Below are 16,691 nucleotides of genomic sequence, written 5' to 3'. Positions count from 1 at the left end.
TGCGCAAGCAGAAGCTCGTTCTTCTCAGCTTCGCTCAGCACATGAAGCGGGGGTGGGGCCATCCCAAGGGTGAATCAAACTCCGAGTCACCGCGCAACCATTTTCTGCCAACCTCGTGAGCAGTTACGTTTTCGCCGCTATGAGTGAATATGACCTCATGCAGGATATGATGTTGTTGGCGGTGCGGCACTCTTCATCCCTTGAAGCCTTCAAAGAGTATTGCGCAATGCGCAACGAGTTTCGCTCGATAGGGCCGAAGCCGCAAGACTTCGACGGTCAAATTGGTGGGGGATGGCTGACGCCCGAGGAAGTGAATAGATACAAGCCCTTCACAATTCCAATGAACAACGTCGTCGTGGGAATGGAAGTTGGATTAGCAGAAGATGTCAAATTGGCGCGAAGCGTCGCAGAGCGGTTCGGACCGGTGACAGCGCAACATTTCAGAGTAACCAAGTTTCTCGATTTGACTTTCCCAAGTGAGGAAGAACTCGCCGCAATGATGAAAGCTCCAAGCACACACTAAGCTGCAACAGCATCAATCTACCAAAACCGGCCCCAAAGTCGGATCCAGATCCCGAGGTCGCTTGATCTCCACCAGCCGCGCGCAGCCCTCGGTCACGTCGGACCAGTCGTCCACATCAAGTTCCATCACCGCAAAGGTCGCGGTCGGGAACTTCTCTTCCACCACTTCGCGCAAAGGGCTGGAGCCGTCATCGGGCACGAGGTCGAAGATCAGGTCTTCCAGCCCCGGATTGTGCCCGATCATCAGCACGCTCCTGGGATCGCCGGAAAGCTCCTTGAGCAGGTCGATCAGCGTGGCCGAACTCGCGAGGTAGATGCGCCGGTCCCATTCGATCTTGAACGTGCACTTCCACGCCTTGCTGCATTCCTCGACCGTCTCTGCCGCGCGCACGGCGGGGCTGGCGATCATGCGGTCGAAGGTGCGGCCGGTGTCGCGGATGTATTCGCCCATCGCCCGCGCCCCGCGCTTGCCGCGCTCGTTCAGCGGACGGTCGAAATCCCGCGCGCGCGCATCGCTCCAGTCCGATTTGGCGTGGCGAAACAGGGCCAGTGTCTTCACGAAATCCCCTCGCGCGGCGTCTGTGCACTCTCCCGTCCAGAAACACCGCCACTCACGCTTTGTAAAGCCACATCGAGCGTCACGCGCCGGATCGGCGTGCCCGCCGGAAAGGCCGAAAGCAACCTTGATGGGAAGGCCGAGGACAGCACCACGAAGTGCCCCTTGTCCGTGCCTGAGCGGATCAGCCGCCCGAACGCCTGTGCCAGCCGAGCCCGGATGATGCGGTCATCATAAGCCTGTCCGCCCCCCGCCAGCCTGCGCGCGCGGTGCAGGATCGAAGGCTTGGGCCAGGGCACCTGCTCCATCACAACCAGCCGCAGCGAATCCCCTGGCACGTCCACGCCGTCGCGCAGGGCATCGGTGCCGAGCAGCGAGGCGCGCGGATCGTCGCGGAAGATGTCGACCAGCGTGCCGGTGTCGATCGGATCGACATGCTGCGCGAACAGCGGCAACCCGCCACGCGCCAGCCGGTCGGCAATCCGGCCATAGACCGCGCGCAGCCGCCGGATCGCGGTGAACAGCCCCAGCGCCCCGCCGCCCGCCGCCTCGATCAGCCGCCCGTATGCCGCCGCCAGCGCCGGAATGTCGCCCTTGGGCACGTCGGTCACTATGAGCACTTCGGCCTGCGCGGCGTAGTCGAACGGGCTGTCGGCCGTGAACAGGCGCGGCGCAATATCCAGATGCGGCGCCCCGCTGCGCTCGACCGCGCTCGACCAGTCATCGCCATCGCGCAACGTCGCAGATGTCATCATCACCCCGTGCGAAGGCGCCAGCACCGCATTGGCGAAGGGCTTCATCGGATCGAGGTAATGCCGATGCAGCCCCACGTCCCACTCACGCCCGTCCGAACGCTCGACTGCAATCCAGTCGACGAAATCAGGATCGCCCGGCCCGCCCAGCCGCGCCAGCAGCGCAATCCACCCGGCGATCAGATCGCTGCGCCAGCCGATCGCACTGCGCGCGCCCTCGATCCGCGCCCGCGCCGGACCATCGAGCCAGTCCGGCCCGTCCTCGACAATTGCTTCAAGCCGCAGGCCCAGCCGCACCAGCGGCTTGCGCAAGGCCTCCAAAGCCTCCTGCGCCTGACCCGCCACCTCGATGAACCCGCCATCCAGCTGCGCGATCTCGGTTTCCAGCCCGTAGCCCGCTTCCTGCCCGCCGCTCTCGTCGCGCGCATATGCCAGCGCCCGCGCCGCGCTCAGCAGCGCCTCGAGCGGCCCCGAAGGCGTGCCTTCCACCACCCGCGCCAGCCAACCGTCGGAGGGCAGGGCTTCCGCCGCCTCGCGCGCCTGCGCAATCGCGCGCTCGCCTTCCTCGTCGTAGCTCGCCACATCCGCCAGCCGCGCCGAAAGCCCGCGCCGTCGTCCGCGCGACTTTCCCTCGGGCCCGATTACCCAGCGCCGCAGCTCGATCGTCTCGGCACCGGTCAGCGCCGCCGAGAAGGTCGAATCCGCCGCCTCGAACACGTGGTGCCCTTCGTCAAACACGATCCGCGTCGGCCGCTGCGCCGCATCGCGACCTCTCGCTGCGTTGACCATCACCAGCGCATGGTTGGCAATCACCAGCTCCGCATCCGCCGAGGCGCGCGCCGCGCGCTCGATGAAGCACTTCCGGTAATGCGGGCACCCGGCATAGACGCACTCGCCGCGCTGGTCAGTCAGCGCCGCGATCCCGCGCTTGCGGAACAGCGTGCCCAGCCAGCCCGGCAGGTCGCCGCCGATCATGTCGCCATCCTGCGAATAGGCAGCCCAGCGCGCCACCAGCTGCGCCAGAATTGCCGCCCGCCCGGCAAACCCGCCCTGCAGCGCGTCTTCCAGATTGAGCAGGCACAAGTAATTCTCGCGCCCCTTGCGCACCACAACCGGCGGCTTGCCGTTGCGTGAGGCCGGAAACGCGCGCCTGCTTTCGCGCCGCAACTGCCGCTGCAGCGCCTTGGTATAGGTCGAAACCCACACCGTCCCGCCCGATTGCTCCGCCCACAGCGACGACGGCGCGAGATAGCCGAAGGTCTTGCCCGTTCCGGTGCCCGCCTGCGCCAGCACCACATGCGGCTGGCCCTGACCCTGCCTTGGCGCGAACATCCGCGAAGCCTCGCGCGCATAGTCCTGCTGCGTCGGCCGCGCCTCGGCCCCGGCGCCGGTCAGTTCAGCAAGCCGCGAAACCACCGCCGTCTCGCCCAGCACCACTTGCGCCGGCTGAGGCCGTTCCGCCGTCTCTTCCCACTCCGGCAACTTGGCGAACAGCCAGCGCTCGGCCCGCTCCGGCTTCCTGATCCGCGGGGTCAGCAGCGTTGCCCAAGGCCAGCGCATCCGCACCAGCGATTGCAGCGCCGTCCACGCCCCCTCACGTTCGGCCCAGTCCGCACTCTCGCAGGTCGCCAGCAAGGCCTCCGCCGCCTCCTGCAACAGCTGCGGCACCTTGTCGTCACCCGCAGGCTCGTCCAGCCCCAGCGCGTGGGCGAGGCCCTTGGGTGTCGGCACCATGAACCGCGCCGGATGCACGAACGCGAACAGCTCCAGCAGATCGAGCCCCGAAAGGTCGGGATAGCCCAGCCGGCTCGCCACCAGCGGCGCATTCAGCATCAGCAGCGGCGTATCGGCCGCCGCCACGATCGCCTCGCCCTTGCCAAGCCCGCGCGTGGCAAAGCCATCGCGCAGCCAGCACCCGCCATGGCTCGCATGAATCGCTGGCAGATTGAGGGCAGGGCGCTCTGTCATCTGGCTCTAGCGTTAGAACAGGAATGGAACATCGCACAACCCTGCGCCGCGCGAAAAACCAAACCTTTCACCGCGATTCACTACTGCCCTTAAAACCTTCGCGCAGCCGCCGTCCTTGTCCTCAGCAACCGAACCGGAGCATTCACAGTCACGCTCCGGCCCATAGTGGAGAATGGGACATGGCAGTCATCAACACCAACATCAGCGCAATCCGCGCTACCAACGCTTCGAACTCGGCCAACAAGATGCTCGGCAGCGCGATGGAGCGCCTCTCGACCGGCAAGCGCATCAACGGCGCCAAGGACGACGCCGCCGGCCTCGCCATCAGCACCACCATGACCTCGCAGATCAAGGGCATGGGCCAGGGCATCCGCAACGCCAACGACGGCATTTCCTTCGCCCAGACCGCCGACGGCGCGCTGAACGAAGTCACCGCCATGCTGCAGCGCGTCCGCGAACTTGCCGTTCAGGCCAAGTCGGCCACCTATCAGGACACCGACCGGGAATACATGGACGCCGAAGTTCAGGAGCTGAACACCCAGATCAATGACGTGCTCAACAACGTCAAGTTCAACGGCAACAACGTCTTCGGCACCACCGACACGACATTCGACATCCAGGTCGGTGCGGAAACCACCGACACCGTGACCATCACCAGCAAGGGTATCGCCAACGTCGCGTTCGATGTCACCACCGTGACCGACGCCAGCACGACGATGGACGACGTCGACACCTCGCTAGCCGAAGTCAGCGCCGCCCGCGCCTCGTTCGGTGCCGCGCAGAACCGGCTGGAATCGGTGATCAACAACCTCAACGACAACGTCACCAACCTGTCGGACGCCCGCTCGCGGATCATGGACACCGATTATTCGGCGGAAACCACCGCCATGGCCAAGGCCCAGATCCTGTCGCAGGCTTCGACTGCCATGATCGCCCAGGCCAACCAGGCCCAGCAGAACGTGCTTTCGCTTCTGAAGTAAGCCTCCCTCAGAAGCCTCCACGGAAGGGCGGGATTGCGGATGCGCGGTCTCGCCCTTTCGGCGTTCGCCATACGGTGTTTCTTCCTCGTTCGTCATTGCGAGCGTAGCGAAGCAATCCATGGCGTTTGGCGCGTCGCTCCGGATTGCTTCGCCCGCTTCACGGGCTCGCAATGACGAGTGCGCGGTCGTTGGTGACGGCCTTTTCACTTGCACCAGCCGCCCCCACGCGCAAAAGGGCGGGCACTATGACAGACGCAATCAGCACCGCCGCCCAGACCTCCAAGGCTTGGCCCTTCGAGGAAGCCCGCAAGCTCATCAAGCGGTATCCCGGCGGCAAACGCGATGCGTCCGGCGAACTTGTGCCGGTGCTGTTCGAAACCGGCTACGGTCCCTCGGGCCTGCCGCACATCGGCACGTTTCAGGAAGTCCTGCGCACCACTTTCGTGCGCCGCGCCTATGAAGTGCTGACGGGAGGCCACCCCACGCGCCTCGTCGCCTTCTCCGACGACATGGACGGTCTGCGCAAGGTGCCCGACAACGTGCCCAACAAGGCGCTGCTCGATGCCCACCTCGGCCATCCGCTCAGCCGCATTCCCGATCCGTTCGAAAAGTTCGAAAGCTTCGCCCACCACAACAACGCGATGCTGCGCGATTTTCTCGATCGCTTCGGCTTCGATTACGAATTCGTCTCGGCCTCGGACCGTTACAACTCGGGCGCCTTCGACGAAGCCCTGAAGGGCGTGCTGCGCAACTGGCAGGCGATCATGGACATCATGCTCCCCACCCTGCGCGAGGAGCGCCGCAAGACCTACTCGCCGGTCCTGCCGGTCTCGCCGACCACCGGCGAAGTGCTGCAGGTGCCGGTCGAAGTCGTCGATGCCGAAGCCGGTATCGTCCGCTTCACCGACAGCAACGGCGAAACGGTCGAGCACACGATCCTCGGCGGCTGGTCGAAGCTGCAGTGGAAGGTGGATTGGGCAATGCGCTGGGTCGCCTTGGGCGTCGATTACGAAATGTGCGGCAAGGACCTTACCGACAGCGTCACGCAGTCGGGCAAGATCGCGCGCGTCCTCGGCGGCCAGCGCCCCGAAGGCCTGATCTACGAACTCTTCCTCGACGAGAAGGGCGAGAAGATCTCCAAGTCCAAGGGCAACGGCCTGACCATCGAGCAGTGGCTTGAATACGGCAGCGAGGAGTCCCTGGGCTTCTACCTCTTCCGCGAACCCAAGAGCGCCAAGTCGCTCCACGTCGGGATCATCCCCCGCGCGGTCGACGAATACTGGCAGTTCCGCGAGAAGATCCCGGCCCAGCCCATCGAACAGCAGCTCGGCAACCCGGTGTGGCACCTGCTGCGTACCAACGGTCCGGCTGAAGGCGAGGGGGACAAGCTCCCCGTCACCTATGGCTTGCTGCTCAACCTCGTCGGCGTGCTCGGCGCGCAGGCGACGCGCGATCAGGTGTGGTCGTACCTCGGCAACTATGTCGAGGATGCCGACCCGGCCGCGCATCCCGCACTCGACGGCCTCGTCACTCGCGCGCTTGCCTATAACCGCGATTTCATCGCGCCCACGCTTCAGCGCCGCAAGCCCGAGGAGAACGAGGCCAAGGCGCTCGCCGCGCTCGACGAGGAACTCGCCGGAACCTCCGAAGACGCCACTGCAGAAGAACTGCAGAACATCGTCTACGAGATCGGCAAGGACCCGCACTACGGCTTCGAACAGCTGCGTGACTGGTTCAAGGCGCTCTACGAAACCCTGCTCGGCTCCAGCGCCGGCCCGCGCATGGGCAGCTTCATCGCGCTTTATGGCGTGGTCAACACCCGCAAGCTGATCGCCGAAGCGCTGGGCGACTGATCTACCGGGCTGCGCGGGTGCGAGAAATCCACCCGCGCACCTTGCCCTCCAGCACCTTCATGGGCAGCGCACCCGATCCCAGCACCTGATCGTGGAAGGCGCGGATGTCGAACTTTCGGCCCAGCGTGCCTTCGGCTTCCTTGCGCAGCCGCTGGATCGTCAGCGCGCCAATCTTGTAGGACAGCGCCTGGCCCGGAATGGCGATGTAGCGGTCCACTTCGGCTTCGGCATCGCTGCGGCCCATGCCGGAATTGGCCAGCATGTACTCCACTGCCTGATCGCGGCTCCACCCCTTGGCGTGCAGTCCGGTATCCACCACCAGCCGCATTGCCCGCAGCATCTCGTCGTCCAGCGTGCCCCAGTGCTGCATAGGGTCCTTGTAGAACCCCATCTCGTAGCCCAGCGTCTCGGCATAGAGCGCCCAGCCTTCGATGTAGGCGTTGTTGCCGCCAAAGCGCTGGAAGTCGGGCAGGGCGGTGTTCTCCTGCGCAAGGCTGATCTGGAAGTGGTGCCCCGGCGCGCCCTCGTGCAGGTAGAGCGTCGTCACACCGGTCAGGAAGCGGCTCTTGAGGTCATAGGTGTTGAAGAAGAACGTGCCCGGCGTTGTGCCATCGGGCGTCCCTTGCGCATAGCTCCCGCCCGCCTCGAACTTGGCGCGATAGGCAGGGTAGGGCTGGATCTGCAGCGGCGTGCGCGGCAGGTGCAGGAAATAGCGCGGCGCCAGCGCATCGACCTTCCGGCCAACGCTGCGGAAGCCCTCGGCGAGTTCCTGTTCGGTCTTCGGGTGATAGCGCGGATTGCTGCGCAGATCGTCGAAGAACGCCCGCAGCGGCCCGCTGAAGCCCAGTTCGGTCTTCACCTGCTCCATGCCGCTGTGGATGCGCGCCACTTCCTCAAGGCCCATGGCGTGAACCGTCTCGGGATCGAGGTCGAGCGTGGTGTAGGCGCGGATCAGGTCGCGATAGAGGTGGTCGCCGCCGGGAAGGGCCGAAAGTCCCGCCTGATCGCGGGCCGCCGGACGGTATTCATCGGCCAGAAACCGCCGCAGCTTGCGGTAGGCCGGATAGACATCGCGTCGCGTCACGTCGAACAGGGCGCGCTTCAGACGCGGTCGTTCGGCAATGGGCACGCCCTCGGGAAACCTGCGCACCGGGCTGGTGAACGGCGATCGCTCGACCGGCTGGGCCAGCAGCGCGTCGATCTGCGCGATCATGTTGTCGACGGTCAGCCGCGGCTCGGTCACCCCGCTCGCCAGGCCTTCGCGGAACCGCGCAGTCGCCTCGTCGAACACCCGCCCCAGCACGCGGTGCCGCGCGATCAGCAGTTCATAATCGCCCGTCGTCTCGAGCATGATCCCGCTGCCGGGAGACGACAGCTCGGGATAGGCAACATGAAATCCGCCGAAGTGGTTGAACGGCCTCACTTCGGTCAGCGCCAGCGCCTGCGGTTCAAGCAGCGCGGCATCGGCGCCCTTCGCATCGATCAGCACCGCGCGCGAGATGCGGTGCGCCTCGTCAAGCTTGGCCGGGTTGATCCTCTCGAGGCGGTCCAGCAGCCGGGCGTTGGCGTCGCGCCGCTCCCGCGCCAGTTCGGGCGTGAACAGCCTGAGGAACTCGGGCACCGAAACCCGCTGCCCCTGCTGCAGCGCGCCCACCGGATCGAGCGAGAAGCCCTGCCGCAAATCGTCGGCAAAGATCGCGTCCAGTTGCGCGTTCTCGGAAAGCTCTGCCGTGCTCTGCGGACCGATGTCGATCCTGGCCGGAACCGCCGCCGCCGCATCCCCTGCCGCGTGGGCCGGCAGGGACAGGAGCATGGCCAGCGCGACAAGGCCGACCCGCGCAGTCGCTCTCAATGCCATGGCCGTGCCCTGTACCATTTCGTCAGGACGTACTTGGTCCCGCGGACGACGGGGGTTCCGGCATGCAGCGCATCGGGATTGGGCGTGCCGTCAGGCTTCATGTTGTTCCATATCAGCAGCGCGCCCGGCTGCGGCGGGATCGAGAGGTTGACGCGGGGAAAGTCGGTCGTGCCACCTTCCTCCACCGCGTTGAGATAGGCCATCGCCGTCCAACTACGCTGTCCCCCGCGCTTCTGTTCCGTATCCCAGAAATGTTGCGAAGGCAGGAAGTGGTCGTAATGCGCGCGAAATTCCTGGCCGGGTTCGTAGCGCTGTCCCTGGATCGTCTCGCCCAGCGCGGGATCGATGCCCATCAGGTCGTCGATCCGGCGCTGCAGCATCAGGATGAAGGGATCGAACGGATCGACATCGCCGGTGTAACTGGTCCGCCCGGTTGCGTCGGTGCCCTTGTAGGTCGGGGAAGGGCGGGCAACGCTGTCGACGATCGCCATCAGCTTATCGCATTCGGCGGTCGAGAAGAAGTCGGCCACGCCGAATATCTCGAGTCCTTCCACCGGTATGCGATAGACTCCACCGTCCCCTGAAAGGCGCAGGCGAACCGTCTCGCCAACCTTGCGCAAGGCCAGCGTTTCGGAAGTTTCTGACTTTCGTTTAGCGAAGAAGGACATCCTGCCTAAACTCATGTTCTATCCGGGAACTTGTGGCAAGAGCGTTCAATTGGTCCAAAGCGGACTCATAACACCGATTTCATCAAGCATTCTTTGTAGCTTTGCGTTAACCAGTGTTTGATGTGAATTCGATTGTGGTCGCAACGGAATCAAGTGGAGGGTGCGCGGTGTCGTTGGCAGGACACCGCTGTCCAGCCTGAGGCGCAGATGCGCCGCCACTGATGTTCTTGTGTCCGCCGGGAGCTTTGCTTGGACGCCTTCGTAGATCCGGATCTGGAAAGCCTTCGTCTCGCTGTTGCTCTTTACGCGTTGCGCCGCAAACGGGATTCCGTCGTGGCCCGCAAAGGCCTGTTCGGCGAACCGGGCTGGGACATCCTGCTCGATCTCTACATCGCCGACCGTCGGCGGACCGAACTTCAGGTCTCCAGCGTCTGTCTTGACGCTGGTGTCCCATCCACCACGATCCTGCGCTGGATCTCCCGGCTTGAGCGGGAAAAGCTGATCTATCGCACCGCCGATGCGTCCGATGCCCGCCGCCGCTACGTGCGGTTGACGGACGAAGGCCGCACCATGATGCGCAAGGTCCTGCGCGCCATCTCGGCGGCAGGTCTGGCCTGAACGCAAAAAGGCCCCCGCACCGCCGGGTGCAGGGGCCAGTCGTTTTGCGGGAAGCCTACCAGAAGAAGTCGTAGATCACGTCCACCACTTCACCGGAATAGACGTCCACCAGCAGCACGTCGTCCCAGTAACGGACCCAGCGATAGCCGCCATAAGCCGGGGGCAGGCGATAAGCCCAGGGATCGTTGATCCAGTAGTTCTGGCCATAGAAGCCCGAATTCAGGAAGATCCCGATCGACAGCCGGCTGTAGTTGTACCCGCGATAGGGCGAATAGTAGCGCGGCAGGCGGTAGATCCCGCGATTGGCTGAGCGATAGTGGCTCCAGTTGTAGCGATTGTCGCGCCGCCAATCGTTGTTCCAGCGGCGGTAGTCTCCCGCACCATTGTTGCGCCAAGTGTCACGCCGCCAGTTGTCGTCGCGACGATCGTTCCGGCTCCAGTTCCGCCCATCGCGATCACGGTTCCAGTCACGCCCGTCGCGGTTCCACTGACGCCCATCGCGGTTCCATTCCCGGCCATCCCGGTCGCGGTTCCAGTCGCGCCCGTCACGATCCCGGTCACGGTTCCAGTCGCGGCCAGCATTCTGGTTGCCGGGGTTAGTCCCGTTCCACTGCCTGCCGTCCCAGCCGCGCTGTGGCACCGCTGGACGGCCAGCCCGATCTGCCGGAGCCGGACGGTTCACCGTGCCCTGCTGCCAGTCACGACCCTGCGAGCGGCCCCAATCACGCTGCGATCCTTCTGCACGACCCTGCCACGCCGGGCGCGACTGCTCTGGCCGCGCCTGTTCTGATCGGGCCGGCACCTGCGCCTGCGGAGCGCTGCCACCCCACGCCGGACGCTGCACCTGTGCCTGCGGCTGAGCCTGACGCTGGACCTGCTGGTTGCGGAAGTCACCGCCCCCGCGCTGCCAGCCGCCACCACGTTCGCCGCCGGCATCGCCACCGCGCTGCCAGCCGCCGCCGCCGCGATTGCCGCCACCCCGTTCACCGCCGCCGCGCTGTTCGCGCTGCTGTTCCTGGGCAAAGGCCGAGGTCGGTATCGCACTCGCGGTCATGGCCACGGCCAGCGCTGCGAGCGCACTGCTTCTGAAGATTGACTTGCCGGACATCGTGACCGACCCTTTCCCGGTATGAAGAGCCGCGACACCTTTCGCAGCTTTAATGCCATCGTAATAATTGATTCGCGCTGTCCGATGTCTGAACCGGCTTGGTAGCCTCCCGTTCAGGTTTGCTTGGGGAAAGATGAATGGAGTTGACGCTCGACAGCGTCCTTGCCGATGCCGTGAACCGGCTGGCCACCGCCGCCAAAGACCGCCGCCACCCCATGCACACCCCCGTCGTCGGCACCGCCGACGGTGATCTGCGGATCATGGTCCTGCGCGAAGCCACACCGGATCTCGCCACGCTCCGCTTCCACACCGATCTGCGCAGCCCCAAGTGCGGCCTGATCGGAAGCGGCGCCCCGGTCAGCGTCCTGGCTTACGATCCCGAAGCCCGCATTCAGCTCAGGATGCGCGGGGAAGGACGGATTGAGAGCCAAGGGCCTATAGCCGATGCCGCGTGGGAACGCGCCACCGCCTCCAGCCGCCGCTGCTATCTTGCCGAAATCGGCCCGAGCGGCCTGCTCGAAGCAGCAGGCTCGGCCATCCCAGACCATCTCCTCCACCGCGCGCCGACCATTGACGAAACCTTCCCGGGCCGCGCCAACTTCGCCGTCCTCCTCGTCGAGGTCCGCAGCCTCGACTGGCTCCACCTGACCCACGAAGGCGGCATCCGCGCCCGCTTCACCCGCACCAGTGCCGCCGCATCTTGGCAGCAGACATGGCTCGCCCCGTGATGTAACTTGCCTGCAAAGGGGGACAGCCATGATCAGACCGCTCGTCGCATTCGCCGCCGCCATCCTCGCACCCGCCAGCGCCATGGCCGCGCCGCCCGCCACACTCGCCGACATCGCCTGGTTGAAAGGCTCATGGGAAGGCGAGGGCATCGAAGGGGCACCGGCACTCGAAGCCTATGCCCCCGCAGCAGGCGGTCAAATGGTTGGCCATTTCCGCCAGTTGAACAAGGACGGCACGGTGATGTTCTACGAACTCATCACCATTGTCGAAGAAGGCGGCTCGCTCGCCTACCGCCTCAAGCACTTCAATGCCGATCTCACCGGCTGGGAGGAAAAGGACAAGGTCGTCTCCTTCCCCCTGACCGACCGCAAGGGCGACCTGCTGGACTTCTCGGGCCTTGTCTACGAACGCACCGGCAAGAACACCATGACCGCCTCGGTCCAGGTCAACGAAGGCGGCAAGACCGAAACCCTCGTCTTCCGCTTCCGCCGCAAGCGCTAAAGTCCTCATTTCGTCATTGCGAGGAGGCGTAGCCGACGAAGCAATCCAGAGTTGCGCAAGGCTGCACTGGATTGCTTCGCTTCGCTCGCAATGACGATGCAAAAAGCGCAAGTTCGCAAGAGGTTGGCTGCCACCAGCCCCTCTGGCGCCTCTGCGTGAAACAAAAAAACACCCCGCCAGCCACGTAGGCTGACGGGGCGTCTCAAACACCAATCTGTAAAAAATCAGCGCGTCAGCTTCTTGTACGCCAGCGCGGTCGGACGGTCCGCAGCATCGCCCAGGCGGCGGCGCTTGTCTTCCTCATAAGCCGCGAAGTTACCCTCGAACCATTCGACGTGGCTGTTGCCCTCGAACGCAAGGATGTGCGTCGCCAGACGGTCGAGGAAGAAGCGGTCGTGGGAGATGACCACGGCGCAACCGGCGAAGTTTTCGATCGCGTCTTCCAGCGCTGCCAGCGTTTCGACGTCAAGGTCGTTGGTCGGTTCGTCGAGCAGCAGCACGTTGCCGCCGGCCTTCAGCATCTTGGCCATGTGTACGCGGTTGCGCTCACCGCCCGAAAGCTTGCCGACGTTCTTCTGCTGGTCCGGGCCCTTGAAGTTGAACGCGCCGACATAGGCACGGGTCGACATGTCCTGCCCGTTGACCTTCATGTAATCGAGGCCGTCCGAGATTTCCTGCCACACGTTGTTGGCGGGGTTCAGGTCGTCGCGGCTCTGGTCGACATAGCCGAGGTGGACGGTCGAACCGATTTCCACAGTGCCGCTGTCGGGCGTCTCCTTGCCGGTCAGGATCTTGAACAGCGTGGACTTGCCCGCGCCGTTCGGCCCGATCACGCCGACGATGCCACCGGGCGGCAGCATGAACGAGAGGTCTTCGAACAGCAGCTTGTCGCCATAGGCCTTCGAGATGTTCTTCACCTCGATCACCTTGCCGCCAAGGCGCTCGGGTACCTGGATGACGATCTGGGCCTTGCCGACCGGACGGTTGTCCTGCGCGTTCTGCAGTTCCTCGAACTTGCGGATACGCGCCTTGGACTTGGTCTGGCGCGCGGCCGGGGTCTGGCGGATCCACTCGAGTTCGCGCTGCAGCGCCTTCTGCTTGCCGCTTTCCTCGCGTTCTTCCTGGGCCATGCGCTTGGCCTTGGTTTCGAGGTAGGTCGAGTAGTTGCCCTCGTAGGGGAAGTACTTACCGCGGTCGAGTTCGAGGATCCAGCCCACCACGTTGTCAAGGAAGTAGCGGTCGTGGGTGATCATCAGCACCGCGCCGGCATAGTCCTTGAGGTGGTTTTCCAGCCATTCGACGGATTCGGCGTCAAGGTGGTTGGTCGGTTCGTCCAGCAGCAGGATCGACGGCTTCTGGATAAGCAGGCGGGTCAGCGCGATGCGGCGCTTTTCACCGCCCGAAAGGCTCGCCACCGACCAATCGCCCGGAGGGCAGCGCAGCGCTTCCATCGCAATCTCGAGCTGGTTATCGAGCGTCCAGCCGTCGACAGCGTCGATCTTGTCCTGAAGCTCGGCCATCTCCGCGCCCAGCGCGTCGAAGTCGGCGTCTTCCTCGGCCATTTCCATGCCGATCGCGTTGAAGCGCTCGACCATGTCGGCAATCTCGCGGGCGCCATCCTTGACGTTCTCGAGCACGGTCTTGCTCTCGTCGAGCTGCGGCTCCTGCTCGAGATAGCCGACGGTGATGTTCTCGCCCGGCCAGGCCTCGCCGGTGAAGTCCTTGTCGATCCCGGCCATGATCTTGATCAGGGTCGATTTACCGGCGCCGTTCGGGCCGACGATGCCGATCTTGGCGCCCTGGTAGAACTGCAGGTTGATGTTGTTCAGCACCGGCTTCTGCGCGCCGGGGAAGGTCTTCGTCATGTCCTTCATGACGTAGGCGTATTGGGCAGCCATCTCGGGTCCTTGGGGTTCTGGCAAAAACTGTTGCGCGCCCTCTATCCGAGCGCGGGGAGTGGGGCAAGCGCGGCATATGTCACAAGGGCGCAGCCAGGGCTTGGCAGGCGACGGACCGGGCGATAGCAAGGTTGCATGAGAAACCATGCTCGCGCCCTTGCGCTCACCGCCACCCTTTTTGCTTCAACAGCTTATGCGCAGGATCCGAAAGGCGACGTCGCGTGGGACCTGCTCGCCGGGCTCACCAGCGAAGTCGGCCCGCGCCTGCCGGGCTCCGAAGCCGAAGCCCGCGCCCGCGTTTGGGCCGAAGCGCGGCTGAAGGCGCTGGGCTTCAGCAAGGTCGCCGTCGAGGACTTCAGGATACGCGGCTACGTGCGCGGGCGTGACGAAGCCAGCCTGCTCGCTCCGATCCCGTTCAGGCTCGCCGTCACCGCATTGGGCTATAGCGGCACCACGCCGGACACGGGCATCGAAGGCGAAGTCGTCTATTTCCCGACACTTGACGCCCTCAAGGCCGCGCCCGCAGGCTCGCTTGCCGGCAAGATCGCCTTCATCGACCACGCCATGAAGCGCAATCAGGACGGCAGCGGCTATGGTCCGTACGGACAAGTGCGGCGGCAAGGTCCGGCCATCGCCTCGGGCAAGAGCGCGATGGGCGTCGTGATCCGCTCGATCGGCACCGACAGCCATCGCAATCCGCACACCGGCGGCACCAATTTCCCCGATGGCGTCAAGCCTATCCCGGCAGGCGCCGTCTCCAACCCCGACGCCGACCTGATCGCCCGCATCGCCCGCAGCGGCAAGCCGATCCGCCTCAACCTCACGCTCACCGGCAAGACCACCGACAATCTGCCCTCGGGCAACGTCATCGGCGATCTCCCCGGCCGCGATCCCTCGCTCCCGCCGATCCTGCTCGGCTGCCATCTCGACAGCTGGGACCTCGGCACCGGCGCGATCGACGACGCGGCAGGCTGCGCCATCATCACCGCCGCTGCACTCAAGGCCCAGGAAGGCGGCAAGCCGCTGCGCACCATCCGCGTCCTCTGGGCCGGCTCGGAAGAACTCGGCGGCTTCGGCGGCAAGGCCTACGCCGAGAAGCACAGCGAACCCCACGCCCTCGCCATGGAGAGTGACTTCGGCGCCGCCCGCGTCTGGCGCGTCCAGTTCAACATGGCCGACAAGGCCCTGACCGACCGCATCGCCGCCGCCCTCTCACCGATGGGCATCGTGCGCGGAAGCGGCAAGGCCGATGGCGGGACCGACGTCGAACCGGTGATCGAAAAGCAGAAGCTCGCCGTGGTCGATCTCAACCAGGACGGCACCCACTACTTCGATCTCCATCACACGCCGGACGACACCCTCGACAAGGTCGATCCCGCCGAATTGGCGCAAAATGTCGCGGCGTGGACCGAGGTCCTGAAGATCGTCGCCAACGAGGCGGGGCCGATCGCTGCGGCACCCTGAATGTGCATGGGCAAAGCCTCGCCGAGTTGGGGCTTTGCCGTCATGAGTTGGGGGAGAGTCAGGGGGGAGTTGGGGTAGAGTTAGGGGTGAGTTGGGGGGGAGTTGGAAAGTCCCTGTCAGTCCTCCGGAAACTCCACGATCGTCGTCACCCCGTTGCTCCCGTCGACCGTGATCGTGCCGCCCAGCTGGGTGGCGAACCCCTTGGTGATGGCATTGCCGAGACCGCGATGACGAGGCATTTCGCCCTGCTCGGCGGGCAGCCCGCGCCCGTTGTCGGCGATGGTCAGGCGCAGGCGACCGCTGGCGATGCGGTCCAGATTGAGGCGCACTTCGCCTGCCGAACCCTCTGGAAACGCGTGCTTTATCGAGTTGTTGAGCACCTCGGTGATCAGCAGCATCAGCGTCATCATCCGGTCGATAGCCAACCGCGCATCCACGGCGTCGACGACTACCGTGACATGGCTGGCGGCGGCCACGTCCTGCGCTTGCGCCACCACGTTTTCGATCTGCTCGGGCAGGGCCAGTTCGCGCGCGGCGGGGTCATAGAGCTGGCGATGGACCCGGCCCATCAGCTCGATCCGCTGGTCGGCGCTCTCCAGCACGGCCAGCGCCGTCTCCGGTGCGCGCTCGATCTGGCGACGCTGAATGCGCAGCATCGAGGACACCGAGGCGAGGTTGTTCGCCACGCGGTGCTGAAGTTCCTGAAAAAGCAGGGTTTGCTGGTCTGCCATGGCGGCCAGCTGGCGCTGGCTTTCGACCAGCTTCTCCTGCCGCTGCTGCAGCCCGTCGATCAGCAGAATGTCGACGATGACCACGGCGGCAAAGAACAGGAGCGCTGTCGTGACCGGCCACGAAATCGCGAAGGTATTGGCCGGAGGGATGAAAAAATACCACGAAGACAACAGGCTGAGCACACCGCACAGCGCCCCGGGACCACGCCCTGCGACAAATGCCGTCACGATCACCGCCGGAAAGAACGTCAGGAACGGGAAACCCGGAGGAAGCAGATGGTCCGACACTTGTCGCACCAAGGTCGCGACCGCCGCAAGGGCAATGGCCACCGCGTAACCGGAAAGCTTTCCGCGCAAGGGTCTGACGAGAGTTCGCGGAAAATCGGGCATGATTGCCCGACGCTTGCCAGTGCCAAGGCACTATTGCAACGTAACAATTGCAACCGCTTGAAAAACAATGGCCCGGCGACTTGCTCGCCGGGCCA

At 64.8% G+C, this 16,691-nt stretch carries 14 protein-coding genes; 7 read left to right on the top strand and 7 right to left on the bottom strand.

Translation table 11 applies throughout. From position 1 onward, the window contains the following. Positions 1-139: 139 nt before the first annotated feature. Entirely contained in the window at positions 140-523 is a 384-nt protein-coding gene (locus I2488_RS05010; protein WP_196274696.1) for a hypothetical protein, read from the top strand. A 12-nt stretch (positions 524-535) separates the two neighbouring features. Here the strand turns inward: I2488_RS05010 and I2488_RS05005 are convergent, their stop codons facing one another. Further along, on the bottom strand, positions 536-1,081 hold the full coding sequence (locus tag I2488_RS05005) for a histidine phosphatase family protein (RefSeq protein ID WP_196274695.1): 546 nt from the start codon (positions 1,079-1,081) through the stop codon (positions 536-538). Then, positions 1,078-3,798: an ATP-dependent DNA helicase gene (locus I2488_RS05000; RefSeq protein ID WP_196274694.1), complete on the bottom strand. Its 2,721-nt coding sequence runs from the start codon at positions 3,796-3,798 to the stop codon at positions 1,078-1,080. Before I2488_RS05000 ends, I2488_RS05005 begins: the two co-directional genes overlap by 4 nt. A gap of 179 nt (positions 3,799-3,977) precedes the next feature. Here I2488_RS05000 and I2488_RS04995 point away from each other — a divergent pair, with 179 nt between their 5' ends. Further along, entirely contained in the window at positions 3,978-4,778 is an 801-nt protein-coding gene (locus I2488_RS04995; RefSeq protein ID WP_196274693.1) for a flagellin N-terminal helical domain-containing protein, read from the top strand. Between the two features lie 245 nt (positions 4,779-5,023). Beyond that, positions 5,024-6,631, top strand: a complete 1,608-nt coding sequence (locus I2488_RS04990) for a lysine--tRNA ligase (RefSeq protein ID WP_196274692.1) — start codon at positions 5,024-5,026, stop codon at positions 6,629-6,631. A gap of 1 nt (position 6,632) precedes the next feature. Here I2488_RS04990 and I2488_RS04985 read toward each other — a convergent pair whose 3' ends face one another. Then, positions 6,633-8,489, bottom strand: coding sequence for a DUF885 domain-containing protein (locus I2488_RS04985; protein WP_196274691.1), 1,857 nt, complete (start codon positions 8,487-8,489; stop codon positions 6,633-6,635). Then, positions 8,480-9,109 (bottom strand): prolyl hydroxylase family protein, encoded by a 630-nt coding sequence (locus tag I2488_RS04980; protein WP_343070984.1) that lies wholly within the window; start codon positions 9,107-9,109, stop codon positions 8,480-8,482. Before I2488_RS04980 ends, I2488_RS04985 begins: the two co-directional genes overlap by 10 nt. A 381-nt stretch (positions 9,110-9,490) precedes the next feature. On the opposite strand from I2488_RS04980, the gene I2488_RS04975 reads away from it, so the two are divergent. Further along, the gene (locus I2488_RS04975; RefSeq protein ID WP_343070983.1) at positions 9,491-9,775 is read left to right on the top strand and encodes a winged helix DNA-binding protein; all 285 of its coding nucleotides are present in this window, start codon (positions 9,491-9,493) and stop codon (positions 9,773-9,775) included. 55 nt (positions 9,776-9,830) lie between these two features. Here the strand turns inward: I2488_RS04975 and I2488_RS04970 are convergent, their stop codons facing one another. Then, positions 9,831-10,883: an RcnB family protein gene (locus I2488_RS04970; protein ID WP_246465480.1), complete on the bottom strand. Its 1,053-nt coding sequence runs from the start codon at positions 10,881-10,883 to the stop codon at positions 9,831-9,833. A gap of 137 nt (positions 10,884-11,020) precedes the next feature. Between I2488_RS04970 and I2488_RS04965 the strand changes: the two genes are divergently transcribed. Together I2488_RS04965 and I2488_RS04960 are read left to right on the top strand one after the other, a co-directional pair. Next, the gene (locus tag I2488_RS04965; protein WP_196274688.1) at positions 11,021-11,611 is read left to right on the top strand and encodes a PNPOx family protein; all 591 of its coding nucleotides are present in this window, start codon (positions 11,021-11,023) and stop codon (positions 11,609-11,611) included. A 28-nt stretch (positions 11,612-11,639) separates the two neighbouring features. Further along, complete coding sequence (locus I2488_RS04960; RefSeq protein ID WP_196274687.1) at positions 11,640-12,113, top strand: DUF6265 family protein; 474 nt, start codon at positions 11,640-11,642, stop codon at positions 12,111-12,113. A gap of 224 nt (positions 12,114-12,337) precedes the next feature. Here the strand turns inward: I2488_RS04960 and ettA are convergent, their stop codons facing one another. Next, entirely contained in the window at positions 12,338-14,011 is a 1,674-nt protein-coding gene (gene ettA, locus I2488_RS04955; protein ID WP_196274686.1) for an energy-dependent translational throttle protein EttA, read from the bottom strand. A 135-nt stretch (positions 14,012-14,146) separates the two neighbouring features. On the opposite strand from ettA, the gene I2488_RS04950 reads away from it, so the two are divergent. Further along, positions 14,147-15,475: a M28 family peptidase gene (locus I2488_RS04950; protein ID WP_196274685.1), complete on the top strand. Its 1,329-nt coding sequence runs from the start codon at positions 14,147-14,149 to the stop codon at positions 15,473-15,475. A 116-nt stretch (positions 15,476-15,591) separates the two neighbouring features. Here I2488_RS04950 and I2488_RS04945 read toward each other — a convergent pair whose 3' ends face one another. Beyond that, complete coding sequence (locus tag I2488_RS04945) at positions 15,592-16,596, bottom strand: sensor histidine kinase (protein WP_196274684.1); 1,005 nt, start codon at positions 16,594-16,596, stop codon at positions 15,592-15,594. Between the last annotated feature and the right edge of the window lie 95 nt (positions 16,597-16,691).

Origin of the sequence: Novosphingobium jiangmenense, from assembly GCF_015694345.1 — a bacterium.
Classification (GTDB): domain Bacteria; phylum Pseudomonadota; class Alphaproteobacteria; order Sphingomonadales; family Sphingomonadaceae; genus Novosphingobium; species Novosphingobium jiangmenense.
This window is presented reverse-complemented; position numbering and strand designations above follow the sequence as displayed.